The 16,139-nt window shown below is 44.9% G+C and carries 12 protein-coding genes; 8 read left to right on the top strand and 4 right to left on the bottom strand.

Features of this window, described 5'->3' with window-relative positions:
- The first annotated feature begins 65 nt into the window (after positions 1-65).
- From phoB to L976_RS17100, 4 genes are all read left to right on the top strand, one after another.
- Complete coding sequence (gene phoB, locus L976_RS17115) at positions 66-755, top strand: phosphate regulon transcriptional regulator PhoB (RefSeq protein ID WP_011071727.1); 690 nt, start codon at positions 66-68, stop codon at positions 753-755.
- Between the two features lie 80 nt (positions 756-835).
- A complete protein-coding gene (gene phoR, locus L976_RS17110) occupies positions 836-2,134 on the top strand; it encodes a phosphate regulon sensor histidine kinase PhoR (protein WP_047538675.1) in 1,299 nt (432 codons plus the stop codon).
- Positions 2,135-2,355: 221 nt separating this feature from the next.
- Entirely contained in the window at positions 2,356-3,327 is a 972-nt protein-coding gene (locus L976_RS17105) for a PstS family phosphate ABC transporter substrate-binding protein (protein ID WP_037416594.1), read from the top strand.
- Between the two features lie 508 nt (positions 3,328-3,835).
- Positions 3,836-5,653 carry a M1 family metallopeptidase gene (locus L976_RS17100; protein WP_047538671.1) on the top strand — a complete coding sequence of 606 codons (1,818 nt, stop codon included), beginning with the start codon at positions 3,836-3,838 and terminating at the stop codon, positions 5,651-5,653.
- Between the two features lie 597 nt (positions 5,654-6,250).
- Here L976_RS17100 and L976_RS17095 read toward each other — a convergent pair.
- Positions 6,251-6,736: a glutathione peroxidase gene (locus L976_RS17095; RefSeq protein ID WP_037425797.1), complete on the bottom strand. Its 486-nt coding sequence runs from the start codon at positions 6,734-6,736 to the stop codon at positions 6,251-6,253.
- A 147-nt stretch (positions 6,737-6,883) separates the two neighbouring features.
- Here L976_RS17095 and L976_RS17090 point away from each other — a divergent pair, with 147 nt between their 5' ends.
- From L976_RS17090 to L976_RS17080, 3 genes are all read left to right on the top strand, one after another.
- Positions 6,884-8,254, top strand: a complete 1,371-nt coding sequence (locus L976_RS17090; RefSeq protein ID WP_037416602.1) for a magnesium transporter — start codon at positions 6,884-6,886, stop codon at positions 8,252-8,254.
- A 28-nt stretch (positions 8,255-8,282) separates the two neighbouring features.
- The gene (locus L976_RS17085) at positions 8,283-8,792 is read left to right on the top strand and encodes a GNAT family N-acetyltransferase (protein WP_037425794.1); all 510 of its coding nucleotides are present in this window, start codon (positions 8,283-8,285) and stop codon (positions 8,790-8,792) included.
- Positions 8,793-8,954: 162 nt separating this feature from the next.
- Positions 8,955-9,494, top strand: a complete 540-nt coding sequence (locus L976_RS17080) for a YfaZ family protein (protein ID WP_037416607.1) — start codon at positions 8,955-8,957, stop codon at positions 9,492-9,494.
- A gap of 57 nt (positions 9,495-9,551) precedes the next feature.
- Here the strand turns inward: L976_RS17080 and L976_RS17075 are convergent, their stop codons facing one another.
- Positions 9,552-10,403 (bottom strand): DMT family transporter, encoded by an 852-nt coding sequence (locus tag L976_RS17075; RefSeq protein WP_037425791.1) that lies wholly within the window; start codon positions 10,401-10,403, stop codon positions 9,552-9,554.
- A gap of 197 nt (positions 10,404-10,600) precedes the next feature.
- Between L976_RS17075 and L976_RS17070 the strand changes: the two genes are divergently transcribed.
- Positions 10,601-12,268: a diguanylate cyclase gene (locus tag L976_RS17070; RefSeq protein ID WP_047538668.1), complete on the top strand. Its 1,668-nt coding sequence runs from the start codon at positions 10,601-10,603 to the stop codon at positions 12,266-12,268.
- Positions 12,269-12,326: 58 nt separating this feature from the next.
- On the opposite strand, the gene L976_RS17065 is transcribed toward L976_RS17070, so the two are convergent.
- Together L976_RS17065 and L976_RS17060 are read right to left on the bottom strand one after the other, a co-directional pair.
- Positions 12,327-15,452 carry an NAD(P)-binding protein gene (locus tag L976_RS17065; RefSeq protein WP_047538665.1) on the bottom strand — a complete coding sequence of 1,042 codons (3,126 nt, stop codon included), beginning with the start codon at positions 15,450-15,452 and terminating at the stop codon, positions 12,327-12,329.
- A gap of 239 nt (positions 15,453-15,691) precedes the next feature.
- The gene (locus L976_RS17060) at positions 15,692-15,850 is read right to left on the bottom strand and encodes a small highly charged protein (protein WP_037416614.1); all 159 of its coding nucleotides are present in this window, start codon (positions 15,848-15,850) and stop codon (positions 15,692-15,694) included.
- Positions 15,851-16,139: the final 289 nt, after the last annotated feature.

Below are 16,139 nucleotides of genomic sequence, written 5' to 3'. Positions count from 1 at the left end.
TCATAAATCTGTAATAAAAATGACTAATAATAGCCGTGTTGACATTCACTGACAGAAAATCACCTATGACTGCAAGGATATTGATAGTAGAAGACGAGTTAGCCATCCGCGAGATGCTGACTTTTGTAATGGAACAGCATGGGTTTACCACCTCTGCGGCAGAAGATTTTGATTCGGCCATTGCGCTGCTAAAGGAGCCTTACCCCGATCTGATTTTGTTGGATTGGATGTTTCCTGGAGGAAGCGGTATTCAATTGGCTAAACGCCTCAAGCAGGATGAGTTTACCCGTCAGATCCCCATTATTATGCTCACCGCCCGTGGAGAAGAGGAAGATAAGGTTAAGGGCCTCGAAGTGGGCGCCGATGACTATATCACTAAACCTTTCTCACCCAAGGAGTTGGTGGCACGTATCAAAGCGGTGCTACGCCGTAGCGCGCCGACCCGTCTTGAAGAAACGATTGACGTACAAGGATTGTTACTCGACCCCGTGAGTCACAGGGTGAGTGTTGGCGATACTGTACTCGATATGGGACCCACAGAATTTCGATTGTTACACTTTTTTATGACACACCCAGAACGCGTCTATAGCCGCGAACAGCTGCTTGATAATGTGTGGGGCACAAACGTATATGTCGAAGACCGAACCGTAGATGTTCATATCCGTCGTTTACGTAAAGCGGTTGAAGAGTCGGGCCATGATCGTCTCATTCAGACCGTTCGCGGTGCGGGTTATCGTTTCTCAACACGTAGTTAGTGCCAAATAAGAGATAGGCACAGGTTAGCTTTTCGGCTATCTTGTGCTCCTCTTATTTAGCCTGATGTTTGGGTTTATTTATGTTCGACTCTTATTCAGGGTACCGGTTGTTTACGCGCTTAGCCGTATTTTTACTGCTTTGTTTGCTCATTGGTTTATTGGTAGGGAAACCCCTCTGGATACTGATCATTGGATTGCTAGGATTAGTGTTCTGGCATTACCGTCAGTTAGCGCGACTTAATTTTTGGTTATGGCGAGATAGAAAATTAACGCCTCCCCAAGGTACTGGCAGTTGGGAAGGCGTATTTAATGGTATTTACCGCCTGCAAGGTAAAAATCGTCGCCGAGTCGGTCAATTGGCGGCTCTACTTGGGCGTTTCCGTCAAGGCGCTGAAGCCTTACCCGATGCAGCAGTCGTGCTCGACTCAGAGCATAATATCTTATGGTGTAATAAATTAGCTCAGCTGATGTTGGGATTCGTTTGGCCACAGGATAATGGTCAACGAATCGATAATTTAATTCGTCATCCCGATTTTTCTGCCTATATCAAAGCGGCTGAATATAAGGAACCCTTAGAGCTGGCTTCGCCAGTATCGGAGCGGCGTTTACTCGAAATTCGTATCATGGCCTATGGCGATCGGCAGTTACTGTTGATTGCCCGCGATATTACACGGATAAGACAACTCGAAGGCATGCGTAAAGAATTTGTCGCCAATGTGTCACACGAACTCAAAACCCCGCTCACTGTATTGCAGGGCTATTTAGAGATGATGCAAAGCATGGCGGAACCCGATTCGATGAACGCTAAGCCCTTAGCCTTAATGCAGCAGCAGACTCGGCGAATGCAGTCGATGGTCGAACAATTACTGGTGTTATCGCGTATCGAAGATGCGGTGGATATTAATCTTGAGAACACGGTAAACATGTCGCAGCTAATGGAAGTTTTAAAGGAAGAAGCTAAAGCATTAGCGCAGGATAAATATGAGTTAAGTTTCCATTGTGAGCCGGGATTAGATTCCCATGGCAATGAGCTACAGCTTAGAAGTGCTTGCTCTAACCTGATTTCTAATGCGATTCGTTACACTGAACCTGGTGGCAAGATTACGGTGCAGTGGCGTAGCGTTGCTACTGGCGGTCTCTTCAGTGTGACAGATACCGGGGAAGGGATTGCACCGCAGCATATCAATCGCTTAACCGAGCGTTTTTATCGAGTTGACAGCGCGCGCTCACGGCAAACGGGGGGCAGCGGCCTTGGTTTAGCCATTGTGAAACATGCATTAAGTCATCATCACAGTGAGCTTAATATCAGCAGTGAATTAGGAAAGGGTAGCACTTTCAGCTTTGTGATCCCGCAGCATTTGATTGAACGTAAAAAATAATTGCTATTTAATGTAACGTTATTTTTTATATTAAAAACAGGTCATTATGGCCTGTTTTTTTCAGACTTCGAAAAGAAGTGATTTTTCAAAAAAATGCAAAAAAGTGTTTTGTCATCTAAGTGTCATATCTTGGACATAGAATTGTCATTGTGGCGATTGATACTGGCTGCGTCTGAAGAAACCTAAGTTACAAATTAGTTAGCTTACAACTGGAGCACATAATGAAACTGAAAAAACTTGTCGGCGCGATGACCCTCACAGCCGCTGGTGTATTCTCTACAACTGCCATGGCAGCTATTGACCCATCTCTACCTACTTACGAGAAAACAAGTGGTGTGTCTGGCAACTTATCATCTGTAGGTTCAGATACTTTAGCCAATATGATGACACTTTGGGCTGAAGAATTTAAACAGATGTATCCAAACGTCAATATTCAAATTCAAGCGGCTGGTTCTTCAACTGCGCCACCAGCGTTGACTGAAGGTACTTCACAATTCGGCCCAATGAGCCGCAAGATGAAGCCTAACGAAGTAGAAGCGTTTGAAAAGCATTATGGCTACAAGCCAACTGAAATTCGTGTTGCAATTGACGCTTTAGCAGTATTCGTACATAAAGATAACCCAATCAAAGGCTTAACGGCTGAACAGGTTGACGGTATCTTCTCTTCTACCCATAAATGTGGTGGTGCGGATATTCAACGTTGGGGTGATTTAGGTCTTAGTGGTGATTGGTCTGCAAAAGACGTTCAATTATATGGACGTAACTCAGTATCAGGTACTTACGGTTACTTCAAAGAGAAAGCGCTTTGTAAAGGCGACTTTAAGGCGAACGTAAACGAGCAACCTGGTTCAGCATCAGTCGTTCAATCAGTATCTCAATCTTTGAATGCGGTTGGTTACTCTGGTATCGGTTATAAAACTGCAGGCGTAAAAGCCGTTGCAATCGCTAAAAAAGGTAATGAGTTTATCGAAGCGACTGCAGAAAACGCCGCTAATGGTACTTACCCATTATCACGTTACTTGTATGTATACGTGAACAAGCAACCAAACAAAGACTTAGCACCAATGGAAAAAGAATTCATCCGTTATGTGTTATCTAAGCAAGGTCAGCAAGTTGTAGAAAAAGACGGTTACGTGACGCTGCCTAAGAGCGTAGTTGCCAAAGATTTAGAACAGTTAGGCATCCGCCTCTAATTCTTTATCGCTAAACGTTAAGGGTCTCTTCGGAGACCCTTTTTGTTTTGGGGGCTAAAACCACCAACGTCAGTATGGGGTTATCATGCTAGGTGATTACTAGCTGGCGCTTACGACTGAAAATAGGCATAAAAAAAGCAACCTAATTAGGTTGCTGTAAATTCCAATTCGGAATCTGGGGACGGTCGCGCTAGAAACCATCGAAAGGAGAATGATGATGAACGAAGAAACTCATTGCAAAGATTCGGTTCATAATATCTGACTCAAGGGCGCGAAATTAGTTCAGCAAAAATAGAAAATTTTTGAAAATATTTTTACTATTTTCCTTATGCATTGAAAAATATGTAAATTTTATTTTTATGAGTTAACTAAAGTCGATTATGGCAAAACTTGGATTCAAGCATTGTTACAAAATGCCGATGCGAGGACAGTTTATTCGATTGCGCGTCGGTAAATCTGCGTCCGATAATATGATTAGATAATTTACCGTTCACAGGTTAGCTAAGTGATGTCATCAGAAAGCCAGCAAATGCCAATCGCTCACGCAGCATGGGATTTAACTCGGGATTACCATTCCTTTGCCAATAGCGACCAAGTGCAGGTCACGCACTTATCCCTCGCGTTGAAAATCGACTTTGCGACTCGCACTTTGCTCGGGGAAGCGGTTCTGTCACTTCGCTACTTTGAACCACAGACTAGCGAGTTATGGCTCGATAGCCGTGATTTACATATTTTATCGGTCACGACAGATACTCAAGAGCCCCTTGAGTTTGTGCTTGAAGTGCCAAATGAAATCCTCGGGCAGAAATTGGTGATCCAGCTACCCGCTGAAAAGTATGAGCAAGTCTGTATTCACTATCGCACCTCGCCAGAAGCTGAAGGGTTGCAGTGGCTCATGCCTGAGCAAACGGCCGGCAAACAGTTACCTTATCTCTTTAGTCAATCTCAGCCCATTAATGCCCGCAGTTGGATCCCCTTGCAGGATACGCCAAAGGTGCGGATAACCTTCGATGCAAAAGTTCAAGTGCCCAAGGGAATGCGTGCAGTGATGAGTGCGATGAACCATCCAGATACACCGCTTGAAGGGATATTTACGTTTGAGATGGAAAAAGCCATCCCAACCCATTTGCTGGCATTAGCGGTAGGTGATTTGGCATTTCAAGCCATAGGCCCGCGCAGCGGCGTGTATACAGAACCTTGCATGTTGGCCGCCGCAGCAACTGAGTTTGCCGATACCGAACATATGCTAGATGTGGCGCAATCGCTATTAGGCCCTTATGCCTGGGGGCGTTATGACATGATCATCTTGCCGCCGAGCTTTCCGTTTGGTGGCATGGAAAATCCCCGTTTAGCTTTTTTAACTCCAACCTTGATTGCGGGAGATAAGAGTCTTGTGTCAACGGTTGCCCATGAGTTGGCACACTCGTGGACGGGCAATTTGGTTAGTAACGCCACATGGCGTGATCTCTGGTTAAATGAGGGCTTTACGACCTATTTCACCAATCGAATTGTCGAGGAAGTCTATGGCAAGGAGCAGGCTGAGCTAGAATGGGTTATTGAATTTGGTCGACTAAAAGAAGAAATGGCCGTTTTACCGTGCCATAGGCAAACGCTACCCGCCAATGTACAACAGGCCGATCCTAATCTGGCCTTTAACCGTTTTACTTATGATAAGGCGTCGATGTTCGTCCATGAATTAGAGCATCGACTTGGCCGCACCGAATTCGATAAGTTTCTGTTTGCCTATGTGCAGCACTTTGCTTTTAAGGCAATTACCACTGAAGAGTTTGTCAAATACGCCAAAGTCGCTTTAGTTGAAGCCTATTCCGATAAGATAAGCGAAGCCGAATTGCTGGAATGGATTTATGGCGAAGGGCTACCTCAAGGTTATGTGGGGCCCACATCGCGAAGTTTAGATAAGGTCGATAGCGCCTTGGAGGACTTTTTAAAGGGCAAAGCGGCTAGTGAGCTTAAGGTGCAAGGCTGGCGTGTCCATCACTGGCAATACTTTCTGACCCAATTGCCCGAAGTCTTGTCTCAGGTGCAATTAATGGATTTGGACGATACCTTTAAGTTAACCGAGTCGAGCAATGCCGAAATTGCCTGCGATTGGTTTAGGGTCGCTATCCGCAATCATTACGATCCCGTGCTGCCTGCTTTAAGCGCTTATTTACAGCGTATTGGCCGCGGCAAGTTTGTCCGTCCGCTTTACGCTGAGTTAAAGATTGCGGGTTATCATGCTGAGTTAAAACAGATTTATGCAAGCGCACGCGCAGGTTATCACCCATCCATTCAAGTACAGTTAGATAGGATGTTTAACTCGTAAAGACAGATAAAAAAAATGGCAACCAAAGGTTGCCATAAGAAAATCAAGCTAGGAGACAAAGGAATTCAGTGCGCTAGCGTGTATTCGATTGCTTCCCAAAAGGGAGATGATGATGAACGACCAACCAATTCGACTCTATGCAATAACTTGAAACTGTTCCATTGAATTAAACGGCATGTTTTATCCATTTAATCCTTTGCTAAACTTTTCATTTAGCAATCAATTGTGCATTAAAGCGGATTTGTTAATCCTTACATATAGTCAGACTAAGGCCTTTTCATAAAGTTCAGTTTGCGGCTAAAAATTTTTGAAATTATTTTCGACCATGCCGACATGCTAAATATAGAAGTCAGTGGATGACTACATTTATTTTACAAATAAAACATAGACATAAAAAAAGGCAACCAATTGGTTGCCTAGTGACCTCTTCCTAGGTCAAGGGGGCCGCGCTAGAAGCCCCTGGGAGAATGATGAACATGAAAAAGACATTCGCTGTTCAATATGTTTGAGGGGCTTATAGGGTTAAAGTTCCATCGAAAATAAAAAATAACTTAACTTTTTATTTAATAGAAAAGTTTCAACGGGATAGCTCGCTGATTACTTTAAAAGCGTTTCTATTTTGTCGCTAATGTCTTCTGGTTTTGTGGTTGGCGCAAAGCGAGCGACCACTTCTCCCTGACGATTCACTAAGAATTTAGTGAAATTCCACTTAATCCGTTCTGTGCCCAATAGGCCCGGCGCTGCTTTTTTAAGATACTGATATAAAGGGTGAGTATGCTCACCGTTTACCTCGATTTTTGAAAATAGGGGAAAACTCACGCCAAAGTTGAGTTCACAAAAGCTTTGGATGCCTTTCTCATCGGCTTTTTCTTGGGCACCAAACTGATTGCATGGGAAGCCTAAAACCACAAATCCTTGTGCTTTATATTTTTGATAAAGCGCCTCTAAGCCTTTGTACTGTGGTGTAAAACCGCACTCACTGGCGGTATTTACAATTAAAATTACTTTGCCTTGATATTGTGCCAGTGCCGTTGGATTGCCTTGAATGTCGTTTGCGCTGTGGCTATAGATAGTCGATGTCATCATTACCTCCTTAGGTGTGATGATTAGCATAAATAATAGTTAAGTTGTTATCAATCAATTTGTGTGCAATTTATTCTGTGTGTTTGCCAATCTTCTTCAATATCAATATAGTTACGCTAATTTTTATCTCAGCAGAAGGGCGTTTATGTGACTGAACATGAAGCCGAATACGAAACAAACACACAGGCCGATGTCGGGCAGGTTGTTCAGCAACTCACTGAAGTTGAAGGTGAAGAACAGGCTGAAGTGTTCAGTGAAATCTTAAATGAAGCAGAGCCTGGTACTATTGCATTAGCACTGGAGTCTTTACCCTTAGACGAGCGTTACGAGCGTTGGCAACAGGTTGAGTTTAGTGACCGTGTAACAGTGCTGAGTTTAATGCGTGCCGATCCGCGTATGGGTATCCTAAAGCAGATGCCCGACAATGAGGTGGATCTGCTATTCGCGCAGCTTAGTCCTGAGGATTTGATTGAGTGGAGTGATTATCTCCCCGAAAGTTTTACCGACCGCGCCTTGGCGCAGATGGGCGAGCGTCAGCGGCAGCGTTTCGAGTTGTATGACCAATATTCGGAAAACGAAATTGGTCGTTATACCGATCATCAAATGTTAGTGCTCAGCGATAAGGCGACTGTGGCTCAGGCGCAGCGGTTTTTCAGGCGAATTGAACTCGACTGTAACGACAACTTATTTATCGTCGATGAGGCGGATAAATACCTAGGTACGGTCAGACGTTATGATATTTTCAAGCATGATCCCTCTGAGCCGCTGATTTCACTGTTATCGGAAGACAGTCGTGCATTAACTGCGGATACGACGCTACTCGATGCCGCCGAGGCGATAGAACATAGCCGCGAAATTGAGTTACCTGTGATCGATGAGGCCGGGGAGCTGATTGGCCGTGTCACCCTGAGGGCTGCGACTGCCTTAGTGCGTGAACATTACGAAGCGCAATTAATGGCGACCGCGGGTATGGATGAGTCCGACGACTTATTCGCCCCAATCATCAAAGGTGCGCAGCGCCGCGCCGTGTGGTTAGGGATTAACTTACTCACCGCATTTTTGGCCTCGGCAACCATTGGATTGTTTGAAAACGTCTTATCTCAAGTGGTTGCACTTGCGGTACTTATGCCGATAGTGGCGTCAATGGGCGGGATTGCGGGGAGTCAGTCGCTCACCTTGATGATCCGCGGTATGGCGATGGGGCAGATCTCTGCGGGTAACTTATTCTCGTTAATGAAGAACGAGTTAGGGATTGGTTTAGTCAATGGCACTCTGTGGGCGATTGTTATTGGACTGGTATCGGGCTGGTGGTTTGCCGACAGCACCATAGGCATAGTGATAGGTTGTGCGATTTTAATCAATATGGCGGTCGCGGCTTTAGCTGGGGTGATTGTGCCTATGGTCTTGCAGCGATTTAACCAAGATGCGGCGCTCTCTGGCTCGGTGATTTTAACCACTGTGACCGATGTGGTGGGCTTTTTCACTTTCCTCGGTATGGCGACGATACTTTATCTTTAAGTGGATTTAGGTTGTTTAACTCATTTGTATGAATCAAAACGATATTCAATTTGTTCTTTGTCAAAACGCGGCCGAATTAGCGGCTGCGGCGGCATTAATTGACCTGCGTGATGACAACGCGCATCCCCTCGACCATCAGGCTTTTGCTCTGTCCCGCGCCGTGATATTGGCGAAGACTCTCGAAGGTGAGATAGTCGGCTGCGCAGCGATTAAGGCCGGTTCTGGCCCGGTAGGGGAACTCGGTTATCTGGTAGTCTCGCCTTTATATCGCCGCCGAGGCATCGCCCAAGGGCTTACCCTTATGCGGATTGAAGTGGCTAAAGCACAGGGAATTGCCCTGTTATATGCCACTATTCGAGATGAAAACAACGCCAGCAGAGTGAATTTACTCAAGGCCGGATTTCACTTTTGGCGTAACTATTTAAGCATTAGAGGAACGGGGAATACCGTGGGTTGGTATTACTTAACCTTATGTGATGAGATTGATATTGAAGGAACGATGCAAACCTTAGTGGGAAATCGTATACCAGCACCTTAATGTGTAAAAATTGTTTTATTTAGGTTTTTCTGATGTTTATTGAAGGTTTTTATTTGGTTTTAAATTCAAAAATATCGGCACCAAAATCCTAAATATGCAGATTTTCTTTTTTTATTCGGTATGATCCGCGCTATTACCCACAGTCATTATTGAGGTGTTTTTATGGCTAAATTCAGAGTAGCAAGTGTCTTATTATTGAGTGCAGCCGCGCTGCAAGTGAATGCGTCAGAATTTAATCTTGGTTTAAACAACGATGTGGTTTCTACTGAGTTAGAGCTGCAAGTGAATAAAGATACTAATGCAGTATTAGGATATATTTATTCGGACGATAGCGGTCATATTGCTCAAGGTGCAATGCACATGACCCACGATGCGGGAGTGCATCATTTTGAAGTGGGCGCTAAGTTAAGCCAGTTATGGGCAGACGATGCGCCAAATGGCAGTACTGTGTCTGTAGGTGGTCGTTATGCGTTAGCCTTAGGACCAAATATTTCTATACATGCTGCCGCTTACTACGCGCCATCGGTATTGTCTTTCGGTAATGTCGATGGTCAGTATGAATTGGATTCTAAAGTGCAATACAACATCAACCCGAATATGGCGCTGTACGTTGGTTATCGTAAAATTGCCTTTGAATACGATAATGCCCGTGATTTTACCTTTGAAGATGGTGCGTACATCGGCGGTAAATTCCGCTTCTAATCGAACCAGTAAATTGGCGACCTAAATGTGTCGCCTCGAATTTAAAGCCGGCCAAGGTTACCTTTGCCGGCTTTTCCATTTGGCTTTGAGCTCGCTGTAGCTTGGTAGGATGGAGGAGAAGAGCACCAGTCCTATGCCAATACACACCACAATGCTTAAGTGCTCATCCAAAAACCACCAACCTAACAATGCGGCAAAAATAAGGCCTGTGTATTCCACTGGTGCCATTTGGCTCGCATCTGCTCGTCGATAGGCATGGATAATCAGGTAGGTCATGCCGATATAAAACACGCCTAAGGTTAAGCCGACTTGAGCGACGGGGAGATTAAAATCTGCGCCCTCGTACCAAGTTGCCGGTATCAGAAAAACCATCGCAAAGGCATTAGACCAAAAGAGTGTTGAAAAGGGATGCTCGTGGGTTGAGTATGCCTTCAAAATCAAGCTGTTTGTTGCCGAAGTCATGGCCCCAAAAAAGGCTAAGCCAATGTAGAGATTAAATTCGGTTGGTTGGCTTATCAGTAATATGCCCGTAAAACCAATGATGCCTGCTACTGTTCGGCGATAGCCTATACGCTCATGTAAAAAGAACGCAGACAATAACAGCAGTAATAATGGCGAGGTATAAATGACTGCGGTGACTGTTGCGAGTGGCAGATGCAATACAGCTAGCATAAAGATAGCATTGCCTAAACCAATTAATAGCGCTCGGCTTAAGTGCACTTTGTAAAAGGGACTTAACTTGAGATTGCCCTGTAAACGCCAGACAAAGGGCAGTACCAAAAGTGTGGCAAATAATTGTCGGTAAAGTACAAGTTGAAACACTGGCGCATTAGTTTCAAGCAACTTAACCAATAGGTTACCGCTGGCTATCAACAATTGTGCCGCTAAAATCATCAATAAAGGTGCCATAGGTATCCATGTTAACGACTGATATTGAGGCTAAAGTGTGGTTCTATAAGTTAACGACTAAAATATCATCATAAGGCATCCCATTGCCGACTAATTTAGTCTAATCAATTGTAAAAAATAAAATGTAGTCATAAAGTTAACACTCTAAATTGATTTTCTGCGTGGAACTAAACGCGGGTATATAAACCAAGATACCAATGAGCAAAACTAACGTGCATAATTTCTGGTGCTTTTTGTTGCTGTTTTGGACATTTAGTCCATTTGCCCTTAGCGCTGAAATTGCGTTGGACTCCCCTTATTTATTCCATGCAGAAGATAAGCAGCTCCCGCCTGCCGATTTTAATGAGGTAACTCAATGGATGAGCCTACTCAAAGAAGCTAGCTCTGTGAGTCTGGCTGGTGGCGACTATTGGATGGTGTCTCCAGTGATGGTTAATAGCCGTCAAACTCGTTGGGTAGTCGATGCCAGTAATTCTATTGTTGAATCGGTCGATTATTGGTTACTTGGTAGTGATGGCTCAGTGCAAACGGCCCACAGTGGTTACTATGCACCCTATGAATTTTTATTCGATTACGGTCGCAAGGTTCAACTGAATATTGGGACTGATTATTGGTTGGTGACTCGATTGAGTAGCCGCTATTATTCCTCCGCCCCGGAGCTGGCTTTAACGTCAGAAGAGGTGCATCAGTTAACCAACGACCGTGTGGCCATGGCGATACTGATTTGTTTAGGGGGATTACTGTTTATTGCTTTATATAATATATTGATTTATATCTCTATTTTTGATAAAGCCTTCTTATATTATGGCCTTTATGTATTGGCCTATTTTGGAGGTTGGGCATTAACATTCCATTTACCCGCTCACTTGTTTAACTATCATCAATTAGAACTACATCATCTGTTTTTTATCAGTTTGCCGATATTTAATATTATGTTCTACAAGCACTTTTTACAGTTGCCTAGCTATTCGCCCCGATTGTGGCGACTGAGCCAGTACTTATTGGTTGCTTGTATTTTAGCCTTGCCAACTAGTATTTGGTTATTGCCCTATACCGCGATTATTGCCTCAGTCTTAATCATGCTGTGGATTGCGTTGGCGATCACCTGTGGCAATGTGTGTTTGATGAAAGGCTTTGCCCCAGCGCGCTATTTCATCATGGCCTTTAGTTGTTTGCTGTTGCCTGCGGTGATTATTTTACCGGGCAATATGGGGATTACTCCTGATTTTATTGAGCATGCTGAATTTGCTACTTTGCTCGGCGGCACTGTAGATGCCTTACTGTTATCTCTTGCCTTGGCTAATAAACTTAAACTCCTTTCTGAAGAACGTAAGGCGCATATCGAAGAGTTAGGGATCGCTTGGGAAAAAGCAAGGCTTGATGGCTTAACGCGAGTCGGTAACCGTTATGCCTTTGATGAGTTTATGAATTCTCAATTGGCCTTTTCCAATAAGGTGGTTAACCCTATGGCGTTGGTGCTGCTGAATGTCGACAATCTTAAGATGGTGAACGATACCTTGGGACATCAAGAAGGTGATCGTTTGCTACAAAGACTTGTGCAGTTTTTGCAAGCGACCAATATTGCTCAACTCAAAATCTACCGTATTAGTGGCGATGAGTTTGTCGTTATTCTGCCTGCGAGTAGCGTGACAAATTTAGTGAATAGTTTGCGAGAATTAACTGCGCAAGTCGTCGCTGAAGGCTTAAAGGATTGTCATTTTAGTTTTGGCATCGCGATGAATACCGACGTAGCCGAACCCCATGAGTGGCTGCGCTGTGCAGATAGTCGTTTGTATCAGTCTAGGATGGAAAAACGGCGTCAGGAATATGCCGATAGCCGCGTGGGTGAGATCGCTTCCTTTTAAGCTTGAGAACAACTTATAAAACAAATAGAAAGGGCTGCACAATGCAGCCCTTTGGCATTTAGGCGAAGTCTTTTTCGCCTTTGATAATGGCCGGATGACCGCAGATAGCTTTAGCGGTATGCATGCCCGCCATGGTAGCGGCCTCGACACAACCTGCATTGAGGCCGGTTTTAATCCAGTCACCCGTCATATACAGATTGTCGATACCTGTGCCATCGGTTGTGATCCGATATTGTGAGCTGCCTTTAACCGACAACACATAACGCTCCGAAGGATCCACATTGGCGCGCCAATATTGGCTATCGAATCGCGCTTCGCCTTGGCGGTTTTGTTCATCGTGCAACCATTCCCAGGGGAAGGTGTCGCCAACATGCTGCCACAGCTTATGAATTTCCGTATTGAGCTGATTGATGGCGCCAGCCTTAGCTTCGGCGGTTTTTCGCTGCTGGAAACCGATATCCGTGCTTGGAGGATAGGCATCCACGGGTAAAGCCGAGCAGAAATAACTGGCATTTTTGGGCTCAAGGCCGCGCCAGTCTTCTTTATCGAGCAATTGATCCATTGATGCCCATGTATCGAAGGGCTCGGTAAAGCCTGATAAGACAGGCTGCTCGCCATTCTCAGAATAATTGGGCCAACCAATACCATTAAGATCTTGATTCATCCAAAGTTGATAGGCTTGGGTCGCGACGGTCTGCACTTTATCTACACAGGTTTTGAGCGCCGGACTCTGCGCCATGACTTCGCTAGCGACATGGGGGACCGAACCAAGAGACAGACCAAAAATCACTTTGTCGAAGTCCACGCCTTTTTGTAGACGTTTTTTCGGTAGTGCTTGGCCAAATTGCGCCTCGTACAGGTTGTCCAAATCGCTCCAGAAGTGTTCAAGATTAATATCATGGGCTTTTAGCAATGCGGCTTGCTCAGGCTCGAGCTGAGCGTAATTGGGGGTACTGGGCCAGCAGGCTAAGCCTTTCACATCCACGAGTGGATTGTAGTCTTTAACCGATGGTGCCAAAGCGACTTGCTCAGTAATTTCAATCGCTTGAATGCTGTTATTGCGACATTCTAAATTATCGACTCGATTGAAAAAGTGGAAATTAACGCCGCGCCGTTTCAGCACTTCATAGTAGGGGGTAAAGACCACATCTCCCATGCCAGCTTGCATTTTCCACATAATCCCGCCTTGATAACACAGGGCGATACGCAGCATGGAGCGAATAATGGTGCCCGCTTCGACATTTGGTTTGTCAAAGTTGCCTTTTTCGTAGGCAAATACCAGATCATAAAAACCGCGTACTGGGGCGCTGTCGACCGTGTATTTTTGGCTGGCGCCGTGTTTGATTAACCATTCGCGGTAATCATAATCGTTGATGGCATCGAAGCCTTTTTCAAACACATCGTCGACAAACATCCCTTTTAAGATGGTTAAGCCTAAATCGACGGCAATATACAGATGGCGCAACTCGTCGTTAGTGTCTAAATGGTCACTAAAGCGTTTAACCAACCTTTGGTGCAGGGCATCGACGGCGGACTCGACTAAACCATCGTCACTCTCGCTGTGGACATGCTCATCGCATTCACGGCCAATCATTTGATTAAAATGGCATTCGAGCTTGTCACCTAGAGCGTCTAGGGATTCCATCGCATCTTCAACCGAATCCTCTAACTTATCCTTAAGTCGTTCAAACCAGCTGGTATCGAGCCAGTTTTTAGGCGTCGCCATGGCTTTTTCATCGGCTTCCAGCAGGGAGTCCATGTCCTTTAGCCATTCTTTTATCCAAGCAAAGGCGGCCTTAACTACCTTCCAGAAGGTTAAAGTTTCGGTGCCATCTCCAGGGATCCCTTGGAGTGTTGGAAAGGTAATCGGCCAGCTAACGGAGCGACCATTAATTTCCTCCTGTAGCACAATAAAGTTATGGGGTTTAAAGGCATCGAAGAAGGTGGCCAGCGGTGCTTCTGGCGGGCGGCCTAATTCTTCATAGGCTTTACGCATCAAGGCGCAGGCATTTTGATAAAAACCAAACCAGATATGCAGGCCATGCTCTTCAATCCTTTGCCCCATCGCAGCATTGCGGCCACTTGCGCCCTTGCCGCCGATTCGCCAGCCTAATTGATAGACATCAATTTCATATTGGTTCTGCCAACCGGGTCTGTCGGTGAGATAACAGGCGGCGGTCATGGCGGCGACGCCTCCGCCGAGAATGGCAATTTTTTGTTTTTTGATTTCAGAGTTATCGACCAGCACTTCGCCAGGTGGCACTTCAAAGTCAAAGTTCACATGGTAGGGCAGTAATACATGCTGCTCGCCAACCTCGACGCCTAGGGTTTCTTTGAGTGGGAAGCTGGCGTTATCAAAAATGGTGGCGACAAAGTCATTTTCTAACAGGGCAACACTGTGCACTTTGTTGACTTGTGCGGGCGATGCAGTAATCGCCTGATAAACCGCTTTTTGGCCTGAAGCGTCCGGAAACTGCTTTAAAAACACTTGGTCGATAGCGGGCTTAAACAGCAAATGGAAGAATTGCTCCTCACCGAGCTTATCCAGCTCTGGAATAAAATCCGTTTGTTCTTTAAAGAGTTGCCAGGTTTGGGCTATGGCTTCTAGCGTGGTGAGGTGCGCCTCGGGCTTGGCATTGCAATTCACCTCAATCAGCGGGTGCATGGCAAGTTCAGTGTCAGGGCTAAAGTGTAAGAAGCTCTTTGTTGCCAGGGATAGGCGGGTTAATGGCTCTCCGACCGCGGGCATAGTGTATTCACACAAATACTTGGGATAACCGAATAACTCGCGGCCATTGATCAGGGCCATCGCATCATTTACCCAAATATGCAGTGGCTGAAAATACACATGGCTGATCGATGCACTGTTGCTATTGTCTTGGCGACCGACCATGACCCAAGTGATGATGTCGGTTTCTTGGATCCAACCCTTGGCCCTGTCGGTTGGGTCTTCTGAATAGGCTTTCTCGATTTGGGTAAAAGTTGTCAGTACAAAGGGTGACAGCACTTTAAAGTACATGGCGCTTCCGGCCACTTGATTAAGGGTTTTATCGATAGAACGCTGTAAGTTGGCGAGTTTTCCCTTAAGAAAAAAACCGTACATATCGGCTTTATTCAATACTAAGGGGGAGTGCATTAACATACTGCCTGGGGGATAGATAAAATCGGGGCGTTGTTTTTCCATGGGATCATCCTTTAAACCCGTAAAGATGTGTAAGGTAGTTTTTGTCGACAAAAAAGCATGAGTAAACCCTAAAGAGCATAGGGTAAATAGGCCAATTAGCCTATTGATTTTACAATTGAATTAAAAGATGAATAGAGGGAAAAACTTAGATTAACTAGCAAGTTGGATTAACTCCAACTTGCTGGGATTTGACTGCTTATAAAGCTCGAATTTGCTAAGGCAAACGGGTCGTAGTTCAGTTACTTCGATTTATGCTGATAGAAATCCACCTCTGCATCATCAGAATAACGGCGCTTAGTATCCCTGCGACGTTGTTTTACGCGTTTGTTTTTTTGCTTACCTTTGACGTTTTCGCCCCATGGCGCATCATCGTCGTCAAATTCATAGGAGTGTGACATGGTCAAAATTCCAAAAATATCTGTGCCATTTTCAGCACCCGATCTTTTTACCCAAAGGTGAGATTAAGCTAAAGCGAAATATTTAATCACTGATGGTGAAAAGTTTTGTCCAAGAACGGGGGCGAGTGATGCAAGCATGGCTTTTAGGCATTTTATTAGGGTATTTATGACTTATCTTAATGATTGTTCTATGAATAAACTTTGCAAGCGACAAACCTTATTAGGATATATGTAAAAAGGCACTCAGAGAAAGAGTGCCAAGTTATGATAAAAAATAAGGAGTTAGTGC

Origin of the sequence: Shewanella sp. ZOR0012, assembly GCF_000798835.1 — a bacterium.
GTDB lineage: Bacteria > Pseudomonadota > Gammaproteobacteria > Enterobacterales > Shewanellaceae > Shewanella > Shewanella xiamenensis.
Note: the sequence above shows the minus strand (reverse complement) of the source record. Positions and strands in the feature narration are given on the sequence as shown.